This is a genomic window from Pseudoalteromonas sp., assembly GCF_041613455.1.
GTDB lineage: Bacteria > Pseudomonadota > Gammaproteobacteria > Enterobacterales > Alteromonadaceae > Pseudoalteromonas.
In genome coordinates, this window is sequence record NZ_JBFJHD010000056.1 from 1 (window position 1) to 16,573 (window position 16,573).

A 16,573-nucleotide genomic window follows, 5' to 3' on the forward strand; every position below is an offset into this window, starting at 1 on the left:
AGTACGGTTTCTTTGCCGTTATAGGTTGCCGCGCCGGTTCTGAGCTGTTTGCCCAAACGCACGTCAGCCACATCTTTTATACGCACCGGAGCATCATCGCGCTTAGCAACAACCGTATTGGCTATGTCATCAATGGTTTTAAGTTGCCCCGGTGAGCGTACTAAGTACTGTCCGTCAAAACGTTCTATAAATCCGGCACCTTGATTACTGTTGTTTAACTCAAGTGCCGTAATTACATCGCTTAGCGTGAGCTTATACGCAATCAGCTTTTCGGGGATGGGCGCTACTTGGTACTGGCGCTCAAAGCCCCCTTGGCTGTTTATTTCGGTAACCCCTTTAACTTTTAACAGCTGCGGGCGAATAACCCAATCTTGCAAGGTACGTAAGTCTTCGGCGTTAAATGGCGTGCCATCATCTTTTAAGGCACCTTTATTTGCATGCACCGAGTAAGTAAAAATCTCCCCAAGGCCACTGGCAATGGGCCCTAAGTTTGGCTCAATGTTGGCAGGCAGGTCTGAGCGAATACTTTGAATACGCTCTGTGATCTGTTGCCGTGCCCAGTAAATGTCGGTGCCTTCGTTAAAAATAACGGTAACTTGCGACAGCCCATAACGCGAAATCGAGCGAGTGTAATCAAGCTTAGGAATGCCCGCCATGGCGGTTTCAATTAAATAGCTAATGCGCTGCTCGGCTTCAAGCGGAGTAAACCCCGGCGCTTTGGTATTTATTTGCACTTGCACGTTAGTAATATCGGGTACCGCATCTATTGCTAAATTTTTCGTGTTGTATACGCCAAACCCGGCAAATAAAAGCGTCAGCGCAAGTACCATTATGCGGCGTTTAACCGCAAACGAAACGATCCAGTTAATCATGCTGCCTCCTAGTGTGAATGGCTTGCGCCGCTTTTTAAAATATCGGCTTTGATCACATAACTATTTTCTGTTACGTACTCAGTGTTTGGCGAGAGCCCCTCAAGCACTTCTACCCACTCACTGTTTTTAGCACCGAGTTTTACAGGGCGTACTTCAAACACATTACCGCTTTTAATAAACACACTGGGTTTGCCGTTAAATTCCTGAACCGCCATCGCTTTAACGCGTAACGCTGCATCTACCTTGGCGGTGCTGATATCGCTATTTACATGCATACCCGGTCGCCAATGGCCGTCTGGGTTTTTAAGCGCAACGCGGGCGCGTGCAATATGGCCGCCGCTCATCATCGGCGCGATAAAAAACACTTCGCCTTGTGCATTTAAATGATGATGTAGGTCGTATACTTTAGCGTTTTGCCCGAGGGCCAGCTTTTCAATATTTTCAGGAAAAGCCGAGAGCTCTACCCACACGGTTTCAAGATTTACTATTTGCATTAGCGCACTCGTTGCAAGCTCACCGCGCTTTAAATATTGCTCGGTAATAACACCGCTTATCGGGCTTTTTATGCTGTAATTTTGCAGCGTTTCGCGGTTGGTTACACTGGCAAGTTGGTCGCCTTTTTTAACGCTTTGACCAATGCTAACAAATATATCGTTCACTAAACCGATGTAAGGCGCCATCACCTCAACCGTGCCGTGCGCAGTTGGCGCTATCACCCCAAATAAAGTATCGGTGAGCTCAACTGTGCCGCTTCGTGCTGTCTCAGTTTTAATGCCTGCGCGTGCAATTGCCTGCTCACTCAGTGTGGTGCGCCCTTCAGCTTGCTGATAATGATAATTAATTTTCGCCCCTTGATAACTTGCCATAACGTCAAGTGTAAATGAGTGCGGCTCGTTCACACTGACGCTACTAACTAAGTAGTCGCCTTCGGCTGTAAAGCGAATAAGCTGTGGTTTTTCACTTAGACGCTGCAGCTTTATGGTCACGTCTAACTGGTTTATATCAACCGCTTTACCGTTATTAAAGCCATATATTCGCAGTTCAGTGTTGCCGGCAAACGGGGTTAATTTAAGCTCTAAATCTAACGCGTTATTGGTTAACAAAAAGCCGCCGTGGGGGCCTTTTTGTGTGTGCTCGTCTTTATGGCCTTCTTCATGATGATCATCCGATGCCATAGCCGTGTTACTTAAAAGTGGCAATGCAACTAGCTGTGTTATAAGTAATGCGATAAGTGTTTTATTCATGATTGCTCAGTCTCAATTAAAGGTTGGCCAATTAAACGCTCAAGGGTAAGGTGCAGTTGGTAAAGCTCGCTATGCGTAGTGATAAGTGCGCGTTTAGAATCAAATAACGCTTGTTGGGCGTCGAGTAATTGCAGCACCGAGATTTGCCCTTGCTGATAACTGTTTAAGCTTTGCTTGATAAGTGTTTGCGCATGTGGAATTACCTGCTGTGATAACAGCTTTGCTTGCAGCGTTTTACCTTGGTAATACGCATAAAGCGTACGTACTTGTTGGCGCAGTTGCATACGCAATTGCCCTTGCTGCTGGCTAAGCAATTTAAGTTGCTGCTCTGCCGCCGCAATATTACCGCGATTAGCATTACTCAGCTGCAGCGGCATAGAAAACGACAATAACAACGAGCTGGTGTCAGTTTGCTGGTTGTAACGCACACCGCCAGCAAGCGTAACATCGTTTTCCCCGTTGGCTTGTTGCAGCGATAAATTAGCCGTTTGCTGTATATATTGCTGCTGTAGCAGTGCAAACTCAGGGGCTGTATTTACCGCATCCAGTAAGGCTTGCTCACGCTTAAGCTTAAGCGAAATAACGTTCGCTAAATCACCCGCATAATAATCGCTTATCAGCGGCTGCTGCCAAAGCTCATTAAGGGCTAAACGCGCGCGTTCAAACTCACTGTGTAGCATGGCTGCACTTAGCTCTACTTGGCTTAATGCGTAGCGCATACGGGTTACATCGGCTGCCGAAACAGCTCCCGCTACAGCACGCCTTTCAATTGCGTTAAGCGCCTGCTTAACGGTCCTTTTACGCTCCTTATTTAACGCTATTAATGCTTGGTATTTAAGTACCTGATAATAACGCTCGGTGGTGGTTGCCAATAGCGCCAAGCGCATATTTTTATATTCAATGGTTTGCGCTTTTATATTTGCGGTCGCGTAATTTATTCGGCTTTGGCGCTTATTCCCAAGCTCTATAAGCTGACTAAGGCCAAGCGTAAACGCAGCGCCTTGCACACCACGCGCATCGTTAGTACCCAGCAGGTTTTCAACTTCAACACTCACTACGGGGTTAGGCGACAATGCGGCTTGCGATTTAAGCGCACTCGCGATTTTTTGCTGATAAGGGTAACGTTTTAATATCGGGCTTTGTTGCTCGGTTTGTGTAAGCGCCTGCTGAAGCGTTAATACGTTTTGATTTTCGCTGTTAGCCAATGCGCTAACTGCAGGCAATGCGCACAGTAGCGCCACCAGCATTATTGGTTTTTTATTCATCTAGCATGTCCGTTTTTTAACAAACAATATTAACTTGAGCACGCTGTCGGTTTTTAAAAACAAACATCATATGCACTCAAGTAACCTAAATATGCATATAACACAGCCCGTTAATCTAGGCGCTATTCATGCATGCTATTTTATTAAGGTGAATTAAAACTAGCTCAGTGAAATTGGAGGGCGCGACATAGGTGGATAAATTAATCCACAATAGCGTACTAAAAATGCAGGGGTACGTTGCTCAGGGTTGATTGACTGGTTTACTGTGCTGTTATAGCCACAGTGGCAATGTTGATGAGCATGAATTTCGGCTGCTGCTTGAGCCTCGTTTAGGTTTTCATCAGCAGTCATATTTGTGTGTAACTGTGAGTCGGTTAAGTGTTTCACGTCTTGTTGTAAATGATACGCCGCACCATCACAGCTAATAAAGCTGTGTACCAGTACTAAAAGTATCACTATTAAAAAACGCTTTGAATGCATTGTCTGCCTACACACCTTAACCATAAGGCTCTTCTAATACTTGAATATAAAATGAGTCGGCAGCATAATAAAGCTTCTAGTTACTGGAAGGTCAACATGCAAATCAAGCAACTTGCACAGTTAGTTAGTATTAATGCCAAAACAATTCGCTATTACGAGCAAATACACCTTATTCCAGCACCAAAAAGAATGAGCAATGGCTACCGAGTTTACAGCCAAGCCGATGCAGAACGGCTTATTTTTATTCGCCGTTGTCGCGATTTACACATTCCGTTAGACGCTATTAAAACCCTGCTTGCTGCGCAAACATGCGGTGACAAGTCGTGTGCTGAGGTTGACGATATTATTGAACAGCAATTAATTAAAGTACGCGCCGCACAAAAAGAACTAAAAAAGCTCGAATTATCGCTTGCCTGTTTATTAACTAATTGCAGTGCAAATACGATTAACGACTGCCAAATAATAAAACAATTAAATAGTTAATACGCATAAAAAAACCGCTAGCGTTGGCTAGCGGTTTTTATCAGCAATGCTTTAAATTAAGCAACTGCTTGTTGTAAAATTTCACGGCTTTCTTTTAGTGTAATTGCTTGGTTTTCACCAAGCGCCACCATGCCGTGCGCTTCAAGTTTGCCAATAATATTGTCAATCGCTGCGGCTTTATCGTCGCCATGTTCAGTAAGCTGTGTGGCTACGTCAAGACTGTGGTAAAACGCTTCAATTGCTTGAATTGTTTGCTCGGCTAAATCGTCAGATTGTGCCAGACCAAATACGTTTTTACCCATTTGCTCAAGTTTCGCTTTTTTAACTGCGAATTGGTTGCGCAGTAAAGAAGGCTGCACAATAGCTAATGAACGCGCATGGTCAACACCGTAAGCTGCTGTTAATTCATGGCCAATCATGTGGGTGGCCCAATCTTGTGAAACACCCGAACCAATTAAGCCGTTAAGGGCTTGGTTCGCTGCCCACATAAGGTTTGCACGCCATGCGTCGTCTTGGTTTGCAAAGTTATCGCCGAGTGTTTTAAGCGCTTTTAACAATGCCTCTGCATAACCATCTTGAACAAGTGCACCTTCAGGAAAAGTGAGGTATTGCTCACAGGTATGCACCCAAGCGTCTACTAAGCCATTTACCAGCTGGCGCTGCGGTAATGTTTTCATTACATCAGGGTCCATTATGGCAAATTTAGGTTGTACTGCTGGAGACATAAACGGCAGTTTTTGTTTTGTAGCGGCTTTACTTACGACTGAGCCTTGATTTGACTCAGAACCTGTTGCAGGTAATGTAAGTACTGCACCTATGGGTAATGCGCTAGTTACTTTATGCTTACCCGTTGGAATATCCCAACCTTCCCCATCATATACAGCCGATGCGGCAATGTATTTAACGCCATCAATTACTGAGCCGCCGCCAACACCCAGTACAAAATCAACATCTTGCTGTTTACAAATTTCCACTGCTTGATCTAGTACTTCAATGGTTGGGTTAGCTCCCACTCCTGAGAACTCTAACCAATCAAATCCTTCAAGCGCTGCAGCAACTTGGTCGTACACGCCGTTGCTTTTAATTGAACCGCCGCCATACACAACGAGTACTTTTTGATCTTTGCCGATCAAATCAGTTAGTGAGGCTATTTGTTGTTGGCCAAATTGAATTAGGGTTGGGTTTACGTAGCTAAATTTCATTATTTTTGCTCCTGAGTGACGGTTAATTATGAAACACTTTATTATTTAATAACCAAATAAAATGTTGATGGATGCATATTAATGGCAAAACAAACATAAAAAAAGCCACATAAAACGCAAAAGCTTGCCTAAAACTATCAACCTTGATATTTTATGCCTTTACTCGCATTAACAAGACGTTTATATGCCCACTATCGCCGCTATGTTGCAACACTATGCCGAGCAACAACAATTGCTCGATTTTGAAGGTACCATGGAAACCGATATTGCGGGGGTATACTTTCACCGTGCAAGTAAAAGCTCACCGCGCCAACCGCTAATTTATAATTCAGGTATTATTGTGGTTGGCCAAGGCCATAAAGTAATCCATTTTAACGATCATAAAATACACTATGGTGCCGGTGATTATTTGGTATTGGGCGTACCAGTGCCATTAGAGTGCGAAGCGTTTACTGATGACAATTTACCGGTACTAGGCATTGCCATTGATATTGATCCGGCGCTGCTGCATAAGCTGGTCAATCAAATGGCTCAGCATCAAAGCGCTGCGCCACTGCGTGAGTGTCGGCAACTTAGTGGGGTGCAATCGGCTAAACTTGATAGTGCAATGGAACAGGTCACTAAGCGTTTATTAGCCGTACTTAGCAACCCATTAGAAGCGGACATATTTGGCGAAGATATAGTAAAGGAGTTAGTGTATAGGGTGCTTTGCGGCCCACAAGGGCATACTTTATTTGGCCTTGCGATGCACGATGGGCACTATGCACGCATCGCGCGCACCCTCTCAATTATGCACAGCGACTATGCTAAACCGATTACTGTTGAGGCATTAGCCGAGCAGGTAAATATGAGTATTTCCTCGTTTCATCGCGCCTTTAAGCAAGTTACGTATGAATCGCCGCTGCAATATTTAAAAAAGCTGCGTTTAGCCAAAGCAAAAACCCTGATCACCACTCACGGCACTAAAGCCAATGAAGCAGCGTTACTGGTAGGCTACACTAGCCCATCGCAATTTAGTCGTGAGTTTAAACGCCACTTTAATAAAACCCCACGAGACATGTTGCTGCAGTAAGCCACGGTGGTTAATTAATATTAAGGCAGCGCTTGGGCATTATTATAAGTGCTTTGTTTGATATATTTATGATTAAAGAAATGACTAAAAAGCAGCGTAAAGAGCATGCAATTTACGCTGGCAATCGCATAAACCTGCCAAATCAAAAAGTCATGCGGTAATAACCAAGCAATAGTTGCAAAAAAAATACAGCCCCCTAACGAGCCAATAATACCACCGTTAAGTAGCTTAAACGCCGACTCTTTTTTATTACTGGCATACGCTATGCTACCCATCACCGCTAAAATCACCGGAAACGTCGAGAGTAGACCACTCCAAGCGGCCCCCAGATGCGCCGATAAAAACGTAATTAATACAATAAAGCTGCTCACTAACACTATTTTTATCGGCAGCTCCCATTTTGAATTTAATGGTTGAGCATCTACCAGCAGTTTTATTTTTGTCGTCGCAAACGTTAAGACTAATAAAACGCAAAGTGAGAATAAACACGCAAGCAAAATACTCACTGGTAGCAGCAAAGTGAAGACACTAAATAAGCACCAACAACTTAAAGCAATCAATAACGACTTCACAATACCAAACTTGTGCGCAGTCGCCAGATAGGTAAAGCAAAATAAGCCTATACCGCTCATACCATATAAAGCGCCCACAGCTGAGTTAGCTGCAAACAGCTTACCTTGCTCTACAGCGATGAAATACGAAATAGGCCCGGAGGTAATGGGTAAACCCGGAATAATACCACTGATAAAACTACCAAACTTTTTTTGCGCATAGGCAATAAACACTAGTAATAGTGGAGCAACCATTAATTTTACAAACATGGCTAATAATAAAAGGTGAGAAATTGGTTAAATTCTACTTACTTCGTGGAGTCAGTCAATTGAAATTATAGCAATCGCATAAAGTCAGTGAGCAATTACAGCGCTAATAAAATGACCGAACATTAAGCTCAGAATGATTATACCCACTTGTTTTATATAAGTTATTTTAAACATAACAAGTAAACTGTTTAATCAGCTAGCCTCTTCATGTGTTTAATAAGGCGGGAATGAGATGAATTAATATCATCTATACACAGGGGATGGTTAAATAATACATAACATGGGGAAAAGGTTGCCCTACCAAGGTAGGGCGAACACTCATTAGCCTTTTTTGAATAAAACCTCTGGATTAACCATGGTTTTCATTTCAATAACGTTACCGTTGGGATCTTCAATAAAAAACGTTTCTTGCTCAAATTCATCGCCAACAAAACGACGATACGGTTTATCTAAATAAACTAAGCCTGCTTGTTCAATACGTTGTTTTAGCGCATTAAATTCATCTTCTGATAAATGAACGCCAAAATGAGGCACCGCTACAGCTCCCATATCTACATCGTGGCGAACTGTTGGTAAGCGCTCTTCGCTTTGGTGCAAAGTTAATTCGTTACCCCATAGATCAATGTCGACCCAACGACCTTCTTCACTATTTCCCGTTTTACAACCTAGTACGTCGCAGTAAAACTTTTTAGCGGTAGTTAAATCGCCAGCCGGAATAGCGAGGTGTAAACAGTTAGACATAAATTACCCTTGGTTATCACATTGAACAAATTAAAAACGTTCGCATTATACATACTTTGTAATTTATAGAACATTAACAGCGTTATTTTAAGCTATTCAATGCAGCTAATTTTTAGCTTGCCACGAGCAATTACGCGCAGCAATCGCGCCGCTGACTATTAGCTAGTCGATTAAAATATAGCTTAATACTGTTAAAGCGAACATGGTTACTTTAAAATACGCCGCTAAAGGTAACGGGTTGCGCGCTATGTTGAAGTTTTTACTATTAAAGTTTTTCACGTTTTTTATCGGCTGTTTATCGTGTTTTATCATGCATACCGCATTAGGCTTGCCGGTTGTTATCGCCGCCGCCCTTACCGGCCTAGTTGGCTCGTTTATCCCGTTTCCTAACAGCTACACTACCCACCCTTATGCAGCCATTTACGCTGGCAGTTTTGCTGGCATGTGTTCAAGCAGCTTAATTTCCAGTTATTGGGAAATTGCTATCATCTCCACCATCGGCGCAGCAATATACGTGCTAACTAGAAATGCTTTTTTAGGTTTTGGCGGTCGCTTAGGCAGTGTCGCTTTTGCCAGCGTAGCGTTGTTTTCTTTAGCTAAGGGGTTAACTCTATGAGTGTAGACTCGGTATTGATCGCACTTATTGCCGCCTTTGCAACCTTTTATTTAGCGCAGCATAGCCGCTTTAATGCTATTAGAGCCTCAGCTTCATTAACCATTATGGCGTACTTGGTTTTTGCACTGCTTAACTTAGATGCCGAGTTATACGGGGTGATTTTTTTTGGTGGCACCTTTATTGGCATGAGTGCCCCACACCGCTTTGGGGTGTTTACCCTTACTAGTTCAGCGATTATTTTTTCGTTACTGTTTGAGTACTTAGTGCCGATACTTGACGGTTACGGCGGCGCCTTAGGCACCAGTGCATTTTTAGCAATTTGTATTTGCCACTTATTTATAATTTTAGGCGCACCACGCAGTAAAAATATCGCAATTCGACGAGGAAAATAACCCACTCAATGTGAGCTGGTTGGGTAACCAAATACTACTTTTAGTTTGGCTGTAATGCCTTTAGCTTTACATGCCGTTTTAACTAAATGTGTCCATTGATGAAAGGTGATTTTGATCGGGTTATTACTGTTTAACTGCCCAACTATGCCATAACTACACGGTTTTTCCTCCAGCTCTTCAGCGTAACTGCCAAATAACTTATCCCAAATAATTAGCACGCCGGCAAAGTTTTTATCGAGATAACCGGGGTTAATAGCGTGGTGCACGCGATGATGCGACGGGGTATTAAATAGCGTTTCAATCCAGCCTAACTTACCAACCACTTGGGTGTGCACAAAAAACTGAAATGCTAAATTGAGTGCCACCACGGTAAAAACGTGCAGTGGCTCAAAGCCAATTAATATTATTGGCAGCCAAAATAACCACATTCCCGCCAGCGGATACATTAAACTTTGCCTAAATGCGGTGGTAAAGTTCATCTTGGTGGAGCTGTGATGCACTACATGTGCGGCCCATAGCCAGTGAATATGATGCGACGCTTTATGAAACCAGTAATATAAAAAGTCTTGCAGGACAAAGGCTGCAAACACCGTTACTAACGACAGCTCAATATCAAATAACCGATACTGGTGCAGCCAATAAAAAAACGGCATTAATAACAGTAATGCAATTGCATCTGCCGCCTGATGCATCAGCGCTAATGCCGTATTGGCAAGGCTATCGGCTATATCGTAATAGCGCCGGTGCTTAATAAACTCATAGCTTACAAACGCTATAAATAACGGGCTAAGGGCCAGCAAAATAACTTCAATACTCATTATTCCCCCTGATTAAAATTAGCCGCGAGCTTTTGTAGGGCGTGGGTGATGTCTTTTTTAATAAACAAGCTAACCATAAAAGAAGGTAAAAACCACGGTGCTTTACAACGAATATGGTAACGAACCTCAGTACTACTAGGCGTGGTATTTAACGGCTGAAAGTATATATCGCCACGATGCGCAGCCACCGGTTTATTACCCATAATTTGATAGCTTATTTGTTTATCATTCGCCGCTGTGATCTGCTCATTAAAGGTATACCCTAGAGTCGTCACTTGGCGTATGGCACCTTTTCCGCCCACTCTTTCCCCGTTATTTTCTGCTTTTATTAGGGTAAATTTTGCATTAAAAAATCGTTTTAACTGCGCATGCTCAAGCAAACAATGACTAAGCTGTCGTGGCGTAGCAGCTATTTTTTGCGTGACGGTTATTGAGATCATAATACACCCATAGGCTCGTTATATAGCACTAGCATACAAAAGCATTTAGTGGCAGACTTGCTGTTACGCGACGATTTTTTAGCTTTAGACGACAAATGCATACTCTTGCCGATCACTACTTTTCAAGCTGCCTTGATTACCTAGAAACACGCGGCCTTACTAGCCAAAGTGTTTTATCGGCTATTGGTTTTAATGAATATAGTAATCAACAAACGCAGCAATTGGCACCACGTATTAGCTTGCACAGTTACAATGCGCTGCTTAACTACGCAGCGCACACGCTCAATGAACCATTATTTGCTTTTAAATTAGGCCAGCATATTCGTACCGCCGACTTTGGAGTTTTAGGCTATTTAATTGAGTCGAGTCGTGACTTGGCCAGTGCCATCGCAGCGCTACTGAATTACGACAGTTTAGTGGCCGATATTGGTAAAGCCGAATTTGAACAACAAGGTAATTTAGCGGTGATCCGCTGGCGAGCAAATGCCCAGTGCTCAGCGCACGTGGTGCTGCGTAACATGACCGCCTGGGTGAGTGTAATTAGGCAATTACTGCATTCGCAACTGGCGCCAGCTGCTATTTACTTTACCCAAGCGTGGTCAATCGATGAAACAAGCATCCTAGCGGATTGGTTTAATTGCCCTGTTAATACCCACACACAGTATAACCAAATCACTTTTCCAAGCAGTTATTTAGCACTAGCGTTTAAAACCGATAATTCACAGGTTAATCGCCTATTTAAACAAGCCTCAGAGCAACAATTATCGCAGTTTAAAAGCCAACAATTATTAACTGAAAAAATCAGCCAGATTTTAATAGCTAAAAGTGAGCTAAGTGATTGCAACTTAATACGTACCGCCAGCGCTTTAAACATGACCCCCAGAACACTGCAACGGCATTTAAAGCGGCAACAAAGCTCGTTTGCACTGTTGCTTGAACAAGAACGAAAAAGACGGGTGAGCTTATATTTAAGTAAAGAGCCGTTAACAAATATAGCGTTTAAGTTGGGGTTTAACGATCAAAGCTCATTTAACCGTGCGTTTAAACGCTGGTATGGCTGTAGCCCCAAGCAATATATAAATGCAAGCAACAAAAATGACTAAGCCGATGCAATGCATCGGCTTTTTGCAGGCGCTGGTTATTACACCATTTATTTGCCTATCGCTTGTTTGGCAAATAATTGTTTGATTGGCCCTAAGTTATCAACTAATGACAACCCTGCACCACGGATCAGCTTTTTAATTGGGTGTGAGCCGGCAAACAGCTCTTTTAACCCCTGCATCATGGCAATGTGTTTTTGTGCATCGAGTTTACGGCTACGTTCGTAATCACGCAGGGTACGTTCACTGGCAAATTCTTTACTGTCGTCGCTTAATAGGGCGATTAAATAGGCGGCGTCTTTAAGCCCTAAGTTCATACCTAGCCCCGCCAATGGGTGAATGGTATGCGCTGCATCGCCGATTAATACGACCTTGCCCGCCACCCATTGTTGCGCGTAACGCATTTTAAGTGGAAAGGCGACCCGCTTACTTTGCACTGTACACAAACCACATTGGCCATCTATTGCTGCCATAACCGCCTTATTAAAAGTGCTGTCGTCCATAGCGAGTAATTCGTCGCAATGCGCTGGGCTGCTAGACCACACAATTGAATGGGTGTGCGCATCGCTTAATGGTAAAAACGCTAAAGGCCCTGTAGGTAAAAACACTTGGCGTGCGGTATTGGCGTGTGGCTCGGTGGTTTTAACCGTGGCCACCAAGGCATGATGATCGTAATCTTGAAAACTGAGCGCCATATTAAACTGCTGGCGAATTTTTGAATTGGCGCCATCAGCGGCCACCAGCAATTTAGCTATAATTGGCTCGCCATTATTTAAAGTAATAAATACATCGGAGTCAGTTTGATGAATTTGCTGATAACTGCTGTCAAACAGCAGCGTGGCATTCGCTTGCTGTTCTAATTCTTTGGTCAGTGCATAACGAATGATATCGTTTTCTACTATGTGACCTAAATTTTCTAGCTCAAGCTGCTGACTATTAAAGGCTATTTTACCAAAACTGTCGGCGTCACGCACATCCATATGGGTATAAGCACAGGCACGCTGCGCCATAATGTGTGGCCATACGTTAAGTTGTTCGAGCAAGGTTTGACTGGCTATGCTCAGCGCACTGACACGCATACCATATTCTGCGCTGGGGGGCGTTTGTTTAGCCGCCGCATCAACAACAACCACGCTAATATTCGCTTTTGCCAATCCCAACGCTAAGGTTAAGCCAACGCTGCCACCGCCAACAATACATACCTGAGCTTGTTTCATAAACACTTACCTTGTTTAACTTGCCCCATTAATTGCTTTGCCAGTGGGGCTTTTAAAGAGGGGAATAAATCCATGCTGAATAATCCAATACTACGTCCTAGCGCCAGTACTCGCGATGAATTTGAAAACAACCTGACCAATGCGTCGGTGAGTGTCATCACAGTATTAATATCGCCTTTACGCTGCTGAGCATAGTCACGCGTAAACGCATAACTGCCTAATTCATGTTTGCTGCTGGCAATTAAATTACTCAATACTTGCACATCGCGTAGCCCTAAGTTAAACCCCTGCCCTGCAATAGGATGGATCGCATGCGCAGCATTCCCAATAACCACAGTACGGTGCGCGGTTAATGACTCCACTTGGCCATAAACTAACGGATAATTGCCGCGCATACCCACTTTAATAAACCGCCCAGCACGATAACCAAACGCTGTTTGTAGTGCCGTTAAAAAGTCGCTATCACTGAGTGCCATATGCTGTGCTATATCCGCTTGCTGCATACACCACACTAAAGAGTAGCGTGAGTTACTCATAGGCAACAGTGCCATGGGGCCATTTTGTGTAAAGCGTTCATAGGCGTGGTTATTGTGTCCACCGGCAACTTCAATATTAGCGATAATCGCCCCTTGCGAATACCCTTGTGTATTAAACCTGAGCCCTAGCAAGTTTCGGCTTGGTGACTGTGCACCATCGGCAATCACCACCAGTTTTGCCGACAATTGCTGCGTGCTTTGCAAAGTTAACAGGTTGCAGTGTAACTGTGAGGTGATGCTGGTTACGCTATCGGGGCAAAACACACTGATGTTGGCGTGGGCTAAATGTTGGTGTAGCGCACGGCCAAACGGGTTAACCTCGACCACATAGCCTAATGACGGCTTATTAAATTCTGCGCAGTTAATATGCGCTTTACCAAAGTGACCGCGATCGGACACCGTCACGTTGTTAATTGCCGCCGCGTAGGGTGCATGATGCTCAAATAACTTTAAGCTTTGTAAATACTCAACCGACTGCTGAGCCAATGCAATGCTTCTATCATCAAAGCTTGGGTGATAGTCCCCCGTGACTTGATGAGCTTCCACCACCGCAACACTTAAGTGCGGAGCGGTGTTAGCGATACTTAAGGCACAGCTAGCCCCCACTAAGCCACCACCAATAACAACGACATCAAACTGCTCAGGCACCTTTATCTCCTCGTGTTATCCATGTGTATTGCTTTGCATTAGTGCTTCTATCTCGCTAATCGTTTTTGGCACACTCGCGGTTAGGTTCTCAAAACCTTGCGCGGTCACTAATACGTTATCTTCAATGCGAATGCCAATACCTTGGTATTGTTGTGGTGCGGCGGAGTCTTTACTTATGTAGAGCCCAGGTTCAATTGTCAGTACCATACCCGGCTGAAACGCCCGTTCTTGATCGTTTTGCTTGTAGTCGCCCACATCGTGCACGTCTAACCCTAACCAATGCCCTAAACCATGCAAATAAAACTCTTTACAGGCTTGTTGCGCCATTAATTGCTCAAAGTCGCCAGTTAAGATGCCTAAATCGAGTAACCCTTGCGTCATTACTTGCATAGCTAGTTTATTTGCCTGCGATAAGTAACCACCGGGTTTTATTTCATTAAAAGCAACCTGTTGCGCCTGTAAAACAATATTATACAGCGCGGCTTGCGCGTCACTAAACTTACCATTAACGGGAAAGGTACGAGTGATATCGGCCGCATAACCTTGTAATTCGCAGCCCGAGTCAATCAGTACTAAATCGCCATTTTTTAACACATCACTATTGTCGGTGTAATGTAAAATATTGGCGTTATCGCCACTACCAACAATTGTGCCGTAAGCGGGGTAGCGTGCCCCCTGCATCGCATAATGATGATGTAACTCGGCTTCTAATTGGTATTCTGTGGCGCCCGGGCGGGCAAAACGCATGGCGCGCATATGTCCTTTCGCACTAATGTCGCATGCTTGGCGCATCACAGCTATTTCACTGGGTGATTTAAATAAGCGCATTTCGTGAATTAACGGGCGCACATCTTTAATGGTTGCAGGTGCTTTATTGCCTTGTTTTGGCACGTTGCGCAAGCTTGCCAGCAGCGAAAAAATTTGCCCGTCAAACGCCGCATAAACCCCTTGGGCGTAATACAATACCTGCTTGCCACTCACCAGCGTGGTTAGTTGCGCGCTGAGCTCACTTAAAGCAAATGTTTGCTCAAATAAGTAGTCACTCTTAGCCGCTGCAAAGCCAATCCGACGGCCATGCCACACTTCGGCTAATGGGTCTTTATCACGACAAAATAGAGTGCTGGGCGTATCGCTACCGGGGATCAGCACCAGTACCGCGTCGGGCTCGTTAAAGCCGGTTAAGTAAAAAAAGTCACTGTCTTGTCTAAATGCATATTCGGTATCACGACTGCGAGTTACTTCGCTGGCAGCCGCAATAATAGCCACACTGTTTTCATCCATTTGTGCCAGTAGGCGCTCACGGCGTGCTTTAAATTCAGACTTTTGTATTTCAACCATGGTGAACAAACCCATTTATCGTTGTGATCATTAATGCAGTGTTTTTTTAGTACTTTGGCTAGTTTGCTCTTTGCCTAGCTCGGCAAAACACAGTAGTGCCGAAACGCGTACGTACTCAATTACTTCATGCAGGGCTTGGCTGTCTGCTTCACTTTCTTCAAAGGTAGTATCTAGGCGAGTAATTTCACTAAAGTCGCTGATCACTTCTTTTACATCGGCTGATAATTTACCGTAGTCTTTTTGTTTTAAACCAAATCCTAACATAAACCCAGCAACCCAAGACACTAAGCCATTGGCCTGATCGATCAGTGTTTCATCGTCGTTAGGTAAAAATAAGTCAAACTGAAACGCCTCGTCATTAAAGCTTGCCACTACTTGTTTATAAATAGTGCCAAAAAACAGCTTTAAGTCATTGCTAAACGATTCACCATCGTTGAATACATCGCTTAATAAACCTAAGTATTCTTTATCATCAATACTTAATCCACAGGCTAATAGGCCACTAATTACGCCATGTGCTTCAGCGGGTGATACAAATATTTCGTTTTTTTCTAAAAGCAGTTGCGCTTTCTCGTAATCTGGTAAGTCGTTCATGGTTTAGTCTTCACTTTGCTAATTAAGACAATGCTACCACTCGATAAAAAGCAACTCCAATTAATTCTAAGAGGAAGCATCAATAGCGCTAAAAATAACGCGTTGCGCGGCGTAAATAGCGTAACAACAGATATCACAGTGCTCGGTCAAAAAGTACGCCAACATGTAAATAATAAGCTACCAGTGCCCAATAACTGCGCGAACAAAAGAATATTTCACTTTTGGGGTTTAAGCTTTAGACTATGTCTTATATACTGGATTTGTTCCCTGGGGTGTTGGAGCTTGGTTAAGTCCCTGAGCCGATAAATTTTATACCAGGATTTCTGTTCGTCTACTATTGTGCAAGCTCGGCATGTACCGAGAAGCCTACGGTAAACCGCAGATTTCCGCCCTGAAACCTCAAGGTTTCAGGACTGACACCAAACACCGCATCTTGGGGAACACCTTCTTTTATAGCCTAGGCTCTAGGTTCTCAAGCATTTATCTATAACTAAACTTTTCCTTAGCTTTGACCTTTAAATATATCGCACTGCGTTTCCACAGCACGATGTTTAATGTTATTTCTCGCGCCTAACAGCTATTTAAAGCAGCCCTGAACACGATCCATTAGCATGTAGTTTACCGGTACCAGTAATAAGGTAATAAAGGTGGCGAAAATAATGCCAAAACCTAAACTGACCGCCATGGGGATCAA

19 protein-coding genes and 1 other RNA gene are annotated in these 16,573 nt (G+C 43.7%); 6 read left to right on the forward strand and 14 right to left on the reverse strand.

Going from position 1 to position 16,573, the window contains the following annotated elements; translation table 11 throughout:
* The 4 genes from ABYB02_RS07555 to ABYB02_RS07570 form a co-directional block, all read right to left on the reverse strand.
* Positions 1 to 872 (reverse strand): efflux RND transporter permease subunit (locus ABYB02_RS07555; protein WP_372761860.1); only part of this gene is annotated, 872 nt, incomplete at its 3' end.
* Between the two features lie 8 nt (positions 873 to 880).
* Positions 881 to 2,116 carry an efflux RND transporter periplasmic adaptor subunit gene (locus ABYB02_RS07560; protein ID WP_372761861.1) on the reverse strand — a complete coding sequence of 412 codons (1,236 nt, stop codon included), beginning with the start codon at positions 2,114 to 2,116 and terminating at the stop codon, positions 881 to 883.
* Positions 2,113 to 3,381 (reverse strand): TolC family protein, encoded by a 1,269-nt coding sequence (locus ABYB02_RS07565; RefSeq protein WP_372761862.1) that lies wholly within the window; start codon positions 3,379 to 3,381, stop codon positions 2,113 to 2,115. The genes ABYB02_RS07560 and ABYB02_RS07565 overlap by 4 nt, the downstream gene beginning before the upstream one ends.
* Positions 3,382 to 3,540: 159 nt before the next feature.
* Positions 3,541 to 3,861, reverse strand: a complete 321-nt coding sequence (locus ABYB02_RS07570) for a hypothetical protein (RefSeq protein ID WP_372761863.1) — start codon at positions 3,859 to 3,861, stop codon at positions 3,541 to 3,543.
* A gap of 96 nt (positions 3,862 to 3,957) precedes the next feature.
* On the opposite strand from ABYB02_RS07570, the gene ABYB02_RS07575 reads away from it, so the two are divergent.
* On the forward strand, positions 3,958 to 4,344 hold the full coding sequence (locus ABYB02_RS07575) for a MerR family transcriptional regulator (RefSeq protein WP_372761864.1): 387 nt from the start codon (positions 3,958 to 3,960) through the stop codon (positions 4,342 to 4,344).
* A gap of 56 nt (positions 4,345 to 4,400) precedes the next feature.
* Here ABYB02_RS07575 and ABYB02_RS07580 read toward each other — a convergent pair whose 3' ends face one another.
* Positions 4,401 to 5,546 carry an iron-containing alcohol dehydrogenase gene (locus tag ABYB02_RS07580; RefSeq protein ID WP_372761865.1) on the reverse strand — a complete coding sequence of 382 codons (1,146 nt, stop codon included), beginning with the start codon at positions 5,544 to 5,546 and terminating at the stop codon, positions 4,401 to 4,403.
* A gap of 184 nt (positions 5,547 to 5,730) precedes the next feature.
* Here ABYB02_RS07580 and ABYB02_RS07585 point away from each other — a divergent pair, with 184 nt between their 5' ends.
* Positions 5,731 to 6,618: an AraC family transcriptional regulator N-terminal domain-containing protein gene (locus ABYB02_RS07585; protein WP_372761866.1), complete on the forward strand. Its 888-nt coding sequence runs from the start codon at positions 5,731 to 5,733 to the stop codon at positions 6,616 to 6,618.
* A 20-nt stretch (positions 6,619 to 6,638) separates the two neighbouring features.
* On the opposite strand, the gene ABYB02_RS07590 is transcribed toward ABYB02_RS07585, so the two are convergent.
* The 3 genes from ABYB02_RS07590 to ABYB02_RS07600 all read right to left on the reverse strand — a co-directional run bounded on the left by ABYB02_RS07590 (position 6,639) and on the right by ABYB02_RS07600 (position 8,492).
* Entirely contained in the window at positions 6,639 to 7,439 is an 801-nt protein-coding gene (locus ABYB02_RS07590) for a hypothetical protein (RefSeq protein WP_372761867.1), read from the reverse strand.
* Positions 7,440 to 7,760: 321 nt separating this feature from the next.
* A complete protein-coding gene (locus tag ABYB02_RS07595) occupies positions 7,761 to 8,180 on the reverse strand; it encodes a VOC family protein (protein WP_372761868.1) in 420 nt (139 codons plus the stop codon).
* A gap of 162 nt (positions 8,181 to 8,342) precedes the next feature.
* Entirely contained in the window at positions 8,343 to 8,492 is a 150-nt protein-coding gene (locus tag ABYB02_RS07600) for a hypothetical protein (RefSeq protein ID WP_372761878.1), read from the reverse strand.
* Here ABYB02_RS07600 and ABYB02_RS07605 point away from each other — a divergent pair.
* Both ABYB02_RS07605 and ABYB02_RS07610 read left to right on the forward strand, forming a co-directional pair.
* On the forward strand, positions 8,428 to 8,796 hold the full coding sequence (locus tag ABYB02_RS07605) for a hypothetical protein (RefSeq protein ID WP_372761869.1): 369 nt from the start codon (positions 8,428 to 8,430) through the stop codon (positions 8,794 to 8,796). The two genes, ABYB02_RS07600 and ABYB02_RS07605, sit on opposite strands and share 65 nt — an antisense overlap.
* Positions 8,793 to 9,188 carry a hypothetical protein gene (locus ABYB02_RS07610; protein WP_372761870.1) on the forward strand — a complete coding sequence of 132 codons (396 nt, stop codon included), beginning with the start codon at positions 8,793 to 8,795 and terminating at the stop codon, positions 9,186 to 9,188. Before ABYB02_RS07605 ends, ABYB02_RS07610 begins: the two co-directional genes overlap by 4 nt.
* A 5-nt stretch (positions 9,189 to 9,193) precedes the next feature.
* Here ABYB02_RS07610 and ABYB02_RS07615 read toward each other — a convergent pair whose 3' ends face one another.
* Both ABYB02_RS07615 and ABYB02_RS07620 read right to left on the reverse strand, forming a co-directional pair.
* Positions 9,194 to 10,006, reverse strand: coding sequence for a sterol desaturase family protein (locus ABYB02_RS07615; RefSeq protein ID WP_372761871.1), 813 nt, complete (start codon positions 10,004 to 10,006; stop codon positions 9,194 to 9,196).
* Complete coding sequence (locus tag ABYB02_RS07620) at positions 10,006 to 10,446, reverse strand: SRPBCC family protein (RefSeq protein WP_372761872.1); 441 nt, start codon at positions 10,444 to 10,446, stop codon at positions 10,006 to 10,008. The genes ABYB02_RS07615 and ABYB02_RS07620 overlap by 1 nt, the downstream gene beginning before the upstream one ends.
* A gap of 95 nt (positions 10,447 to 10,541) precedes the next feature.
* Here ABYB02_RS07620 and ABYB02_RS07625 point away from each other — a divergent pair, with 95 nt between their 5' ends.
* Positions 10,542 to 11,549: an AraC family transcriptional regulator ligand-binding domain-containing protein gene (locus ABYB02_RS07625; RefSeq protein WP_372761873.1), complete on the forward strand. Its 1,008-nt coding sequence runs from the start codon at positions 10,542 to 10,544 to the stop codon at positions 11,547 to 11,549.
* A 47-nt stretch (positions 11,550 to 11,596) separates the two neighbouring features.
* Here the strand turns inward: ABYB02_RS07625 and ABYB02_RS07630 are convergent, their stop codons facing one another.
* Genes ABYB02_RS07630 through ABYB02_RS07645 form a run of 4 tightly spaced genes read right to left on the reverse strand, consistent with a single transcriptional unit; the run spans position 11,597 to position 15,879 of the window.
* A complete protein-coding gene (locus ABYB02_RS07630) occupies positions 11,597 to 12,763 on the reverse strand; it encodes an FAD-dependent monooxygenase (RefSeq protein ID WP_372761874.1) in 1,167 nt (388 codons plus the stop codon).
* A complete protein-coding gene (gene ubiH / locus ABYB02_RS07635; RefSeq protein ID WP_372761875.1) occupies positions 12,760 to 13,947 on the reverse strand; it encodes a 2-octaprenyl-6-methoxyphenyl hydroxylase in 1,188 nt (395 codons plus the stop codon). The genes ABYB02_RS07630 and ubiH overlap by 4 nt, the downstream gene beginning before the upstream one ends.
* A gap of 15 nt (positions 13,948 to 13,962) precedes the next feature.
* Entirely contained in the window at positions 13,963 to 15,285 is a 1,323-nt protein-coding gene (pepP, locus tag ABYB02_RS07640; RefSeq protein ID WP_372761876.1) for a Xaa-Pro aminopeptidase, read from the reverse strand.
* Between the two features lie 30 nt (positions 15,286 to 15,315).
* Positions 15,316 to 15,879: a UPF0149 family protein gene (locus ABYB02_RS07645; protein ID WP_372761877.1), complete on the reverse strand. Its 564-nt coding sequence runs from the start codon at positions 15,877 to 15,879 to the stop codon at positions 15,316 to 15,318.
* 261 nt (positions 15,880 to 16,140) lie between these two features.
* Here ABYB02_RS07645 and ssrS point away from each other — a divergent pair.
* Positions 16,141 to 16,323, forward strand: a non-coding RNA gene (gene ssrS / locus ABYB02_RS07650) — 6S RNA.
* Positions 16,324 to 16,573 lie beyond the last annotated feature (250 nt).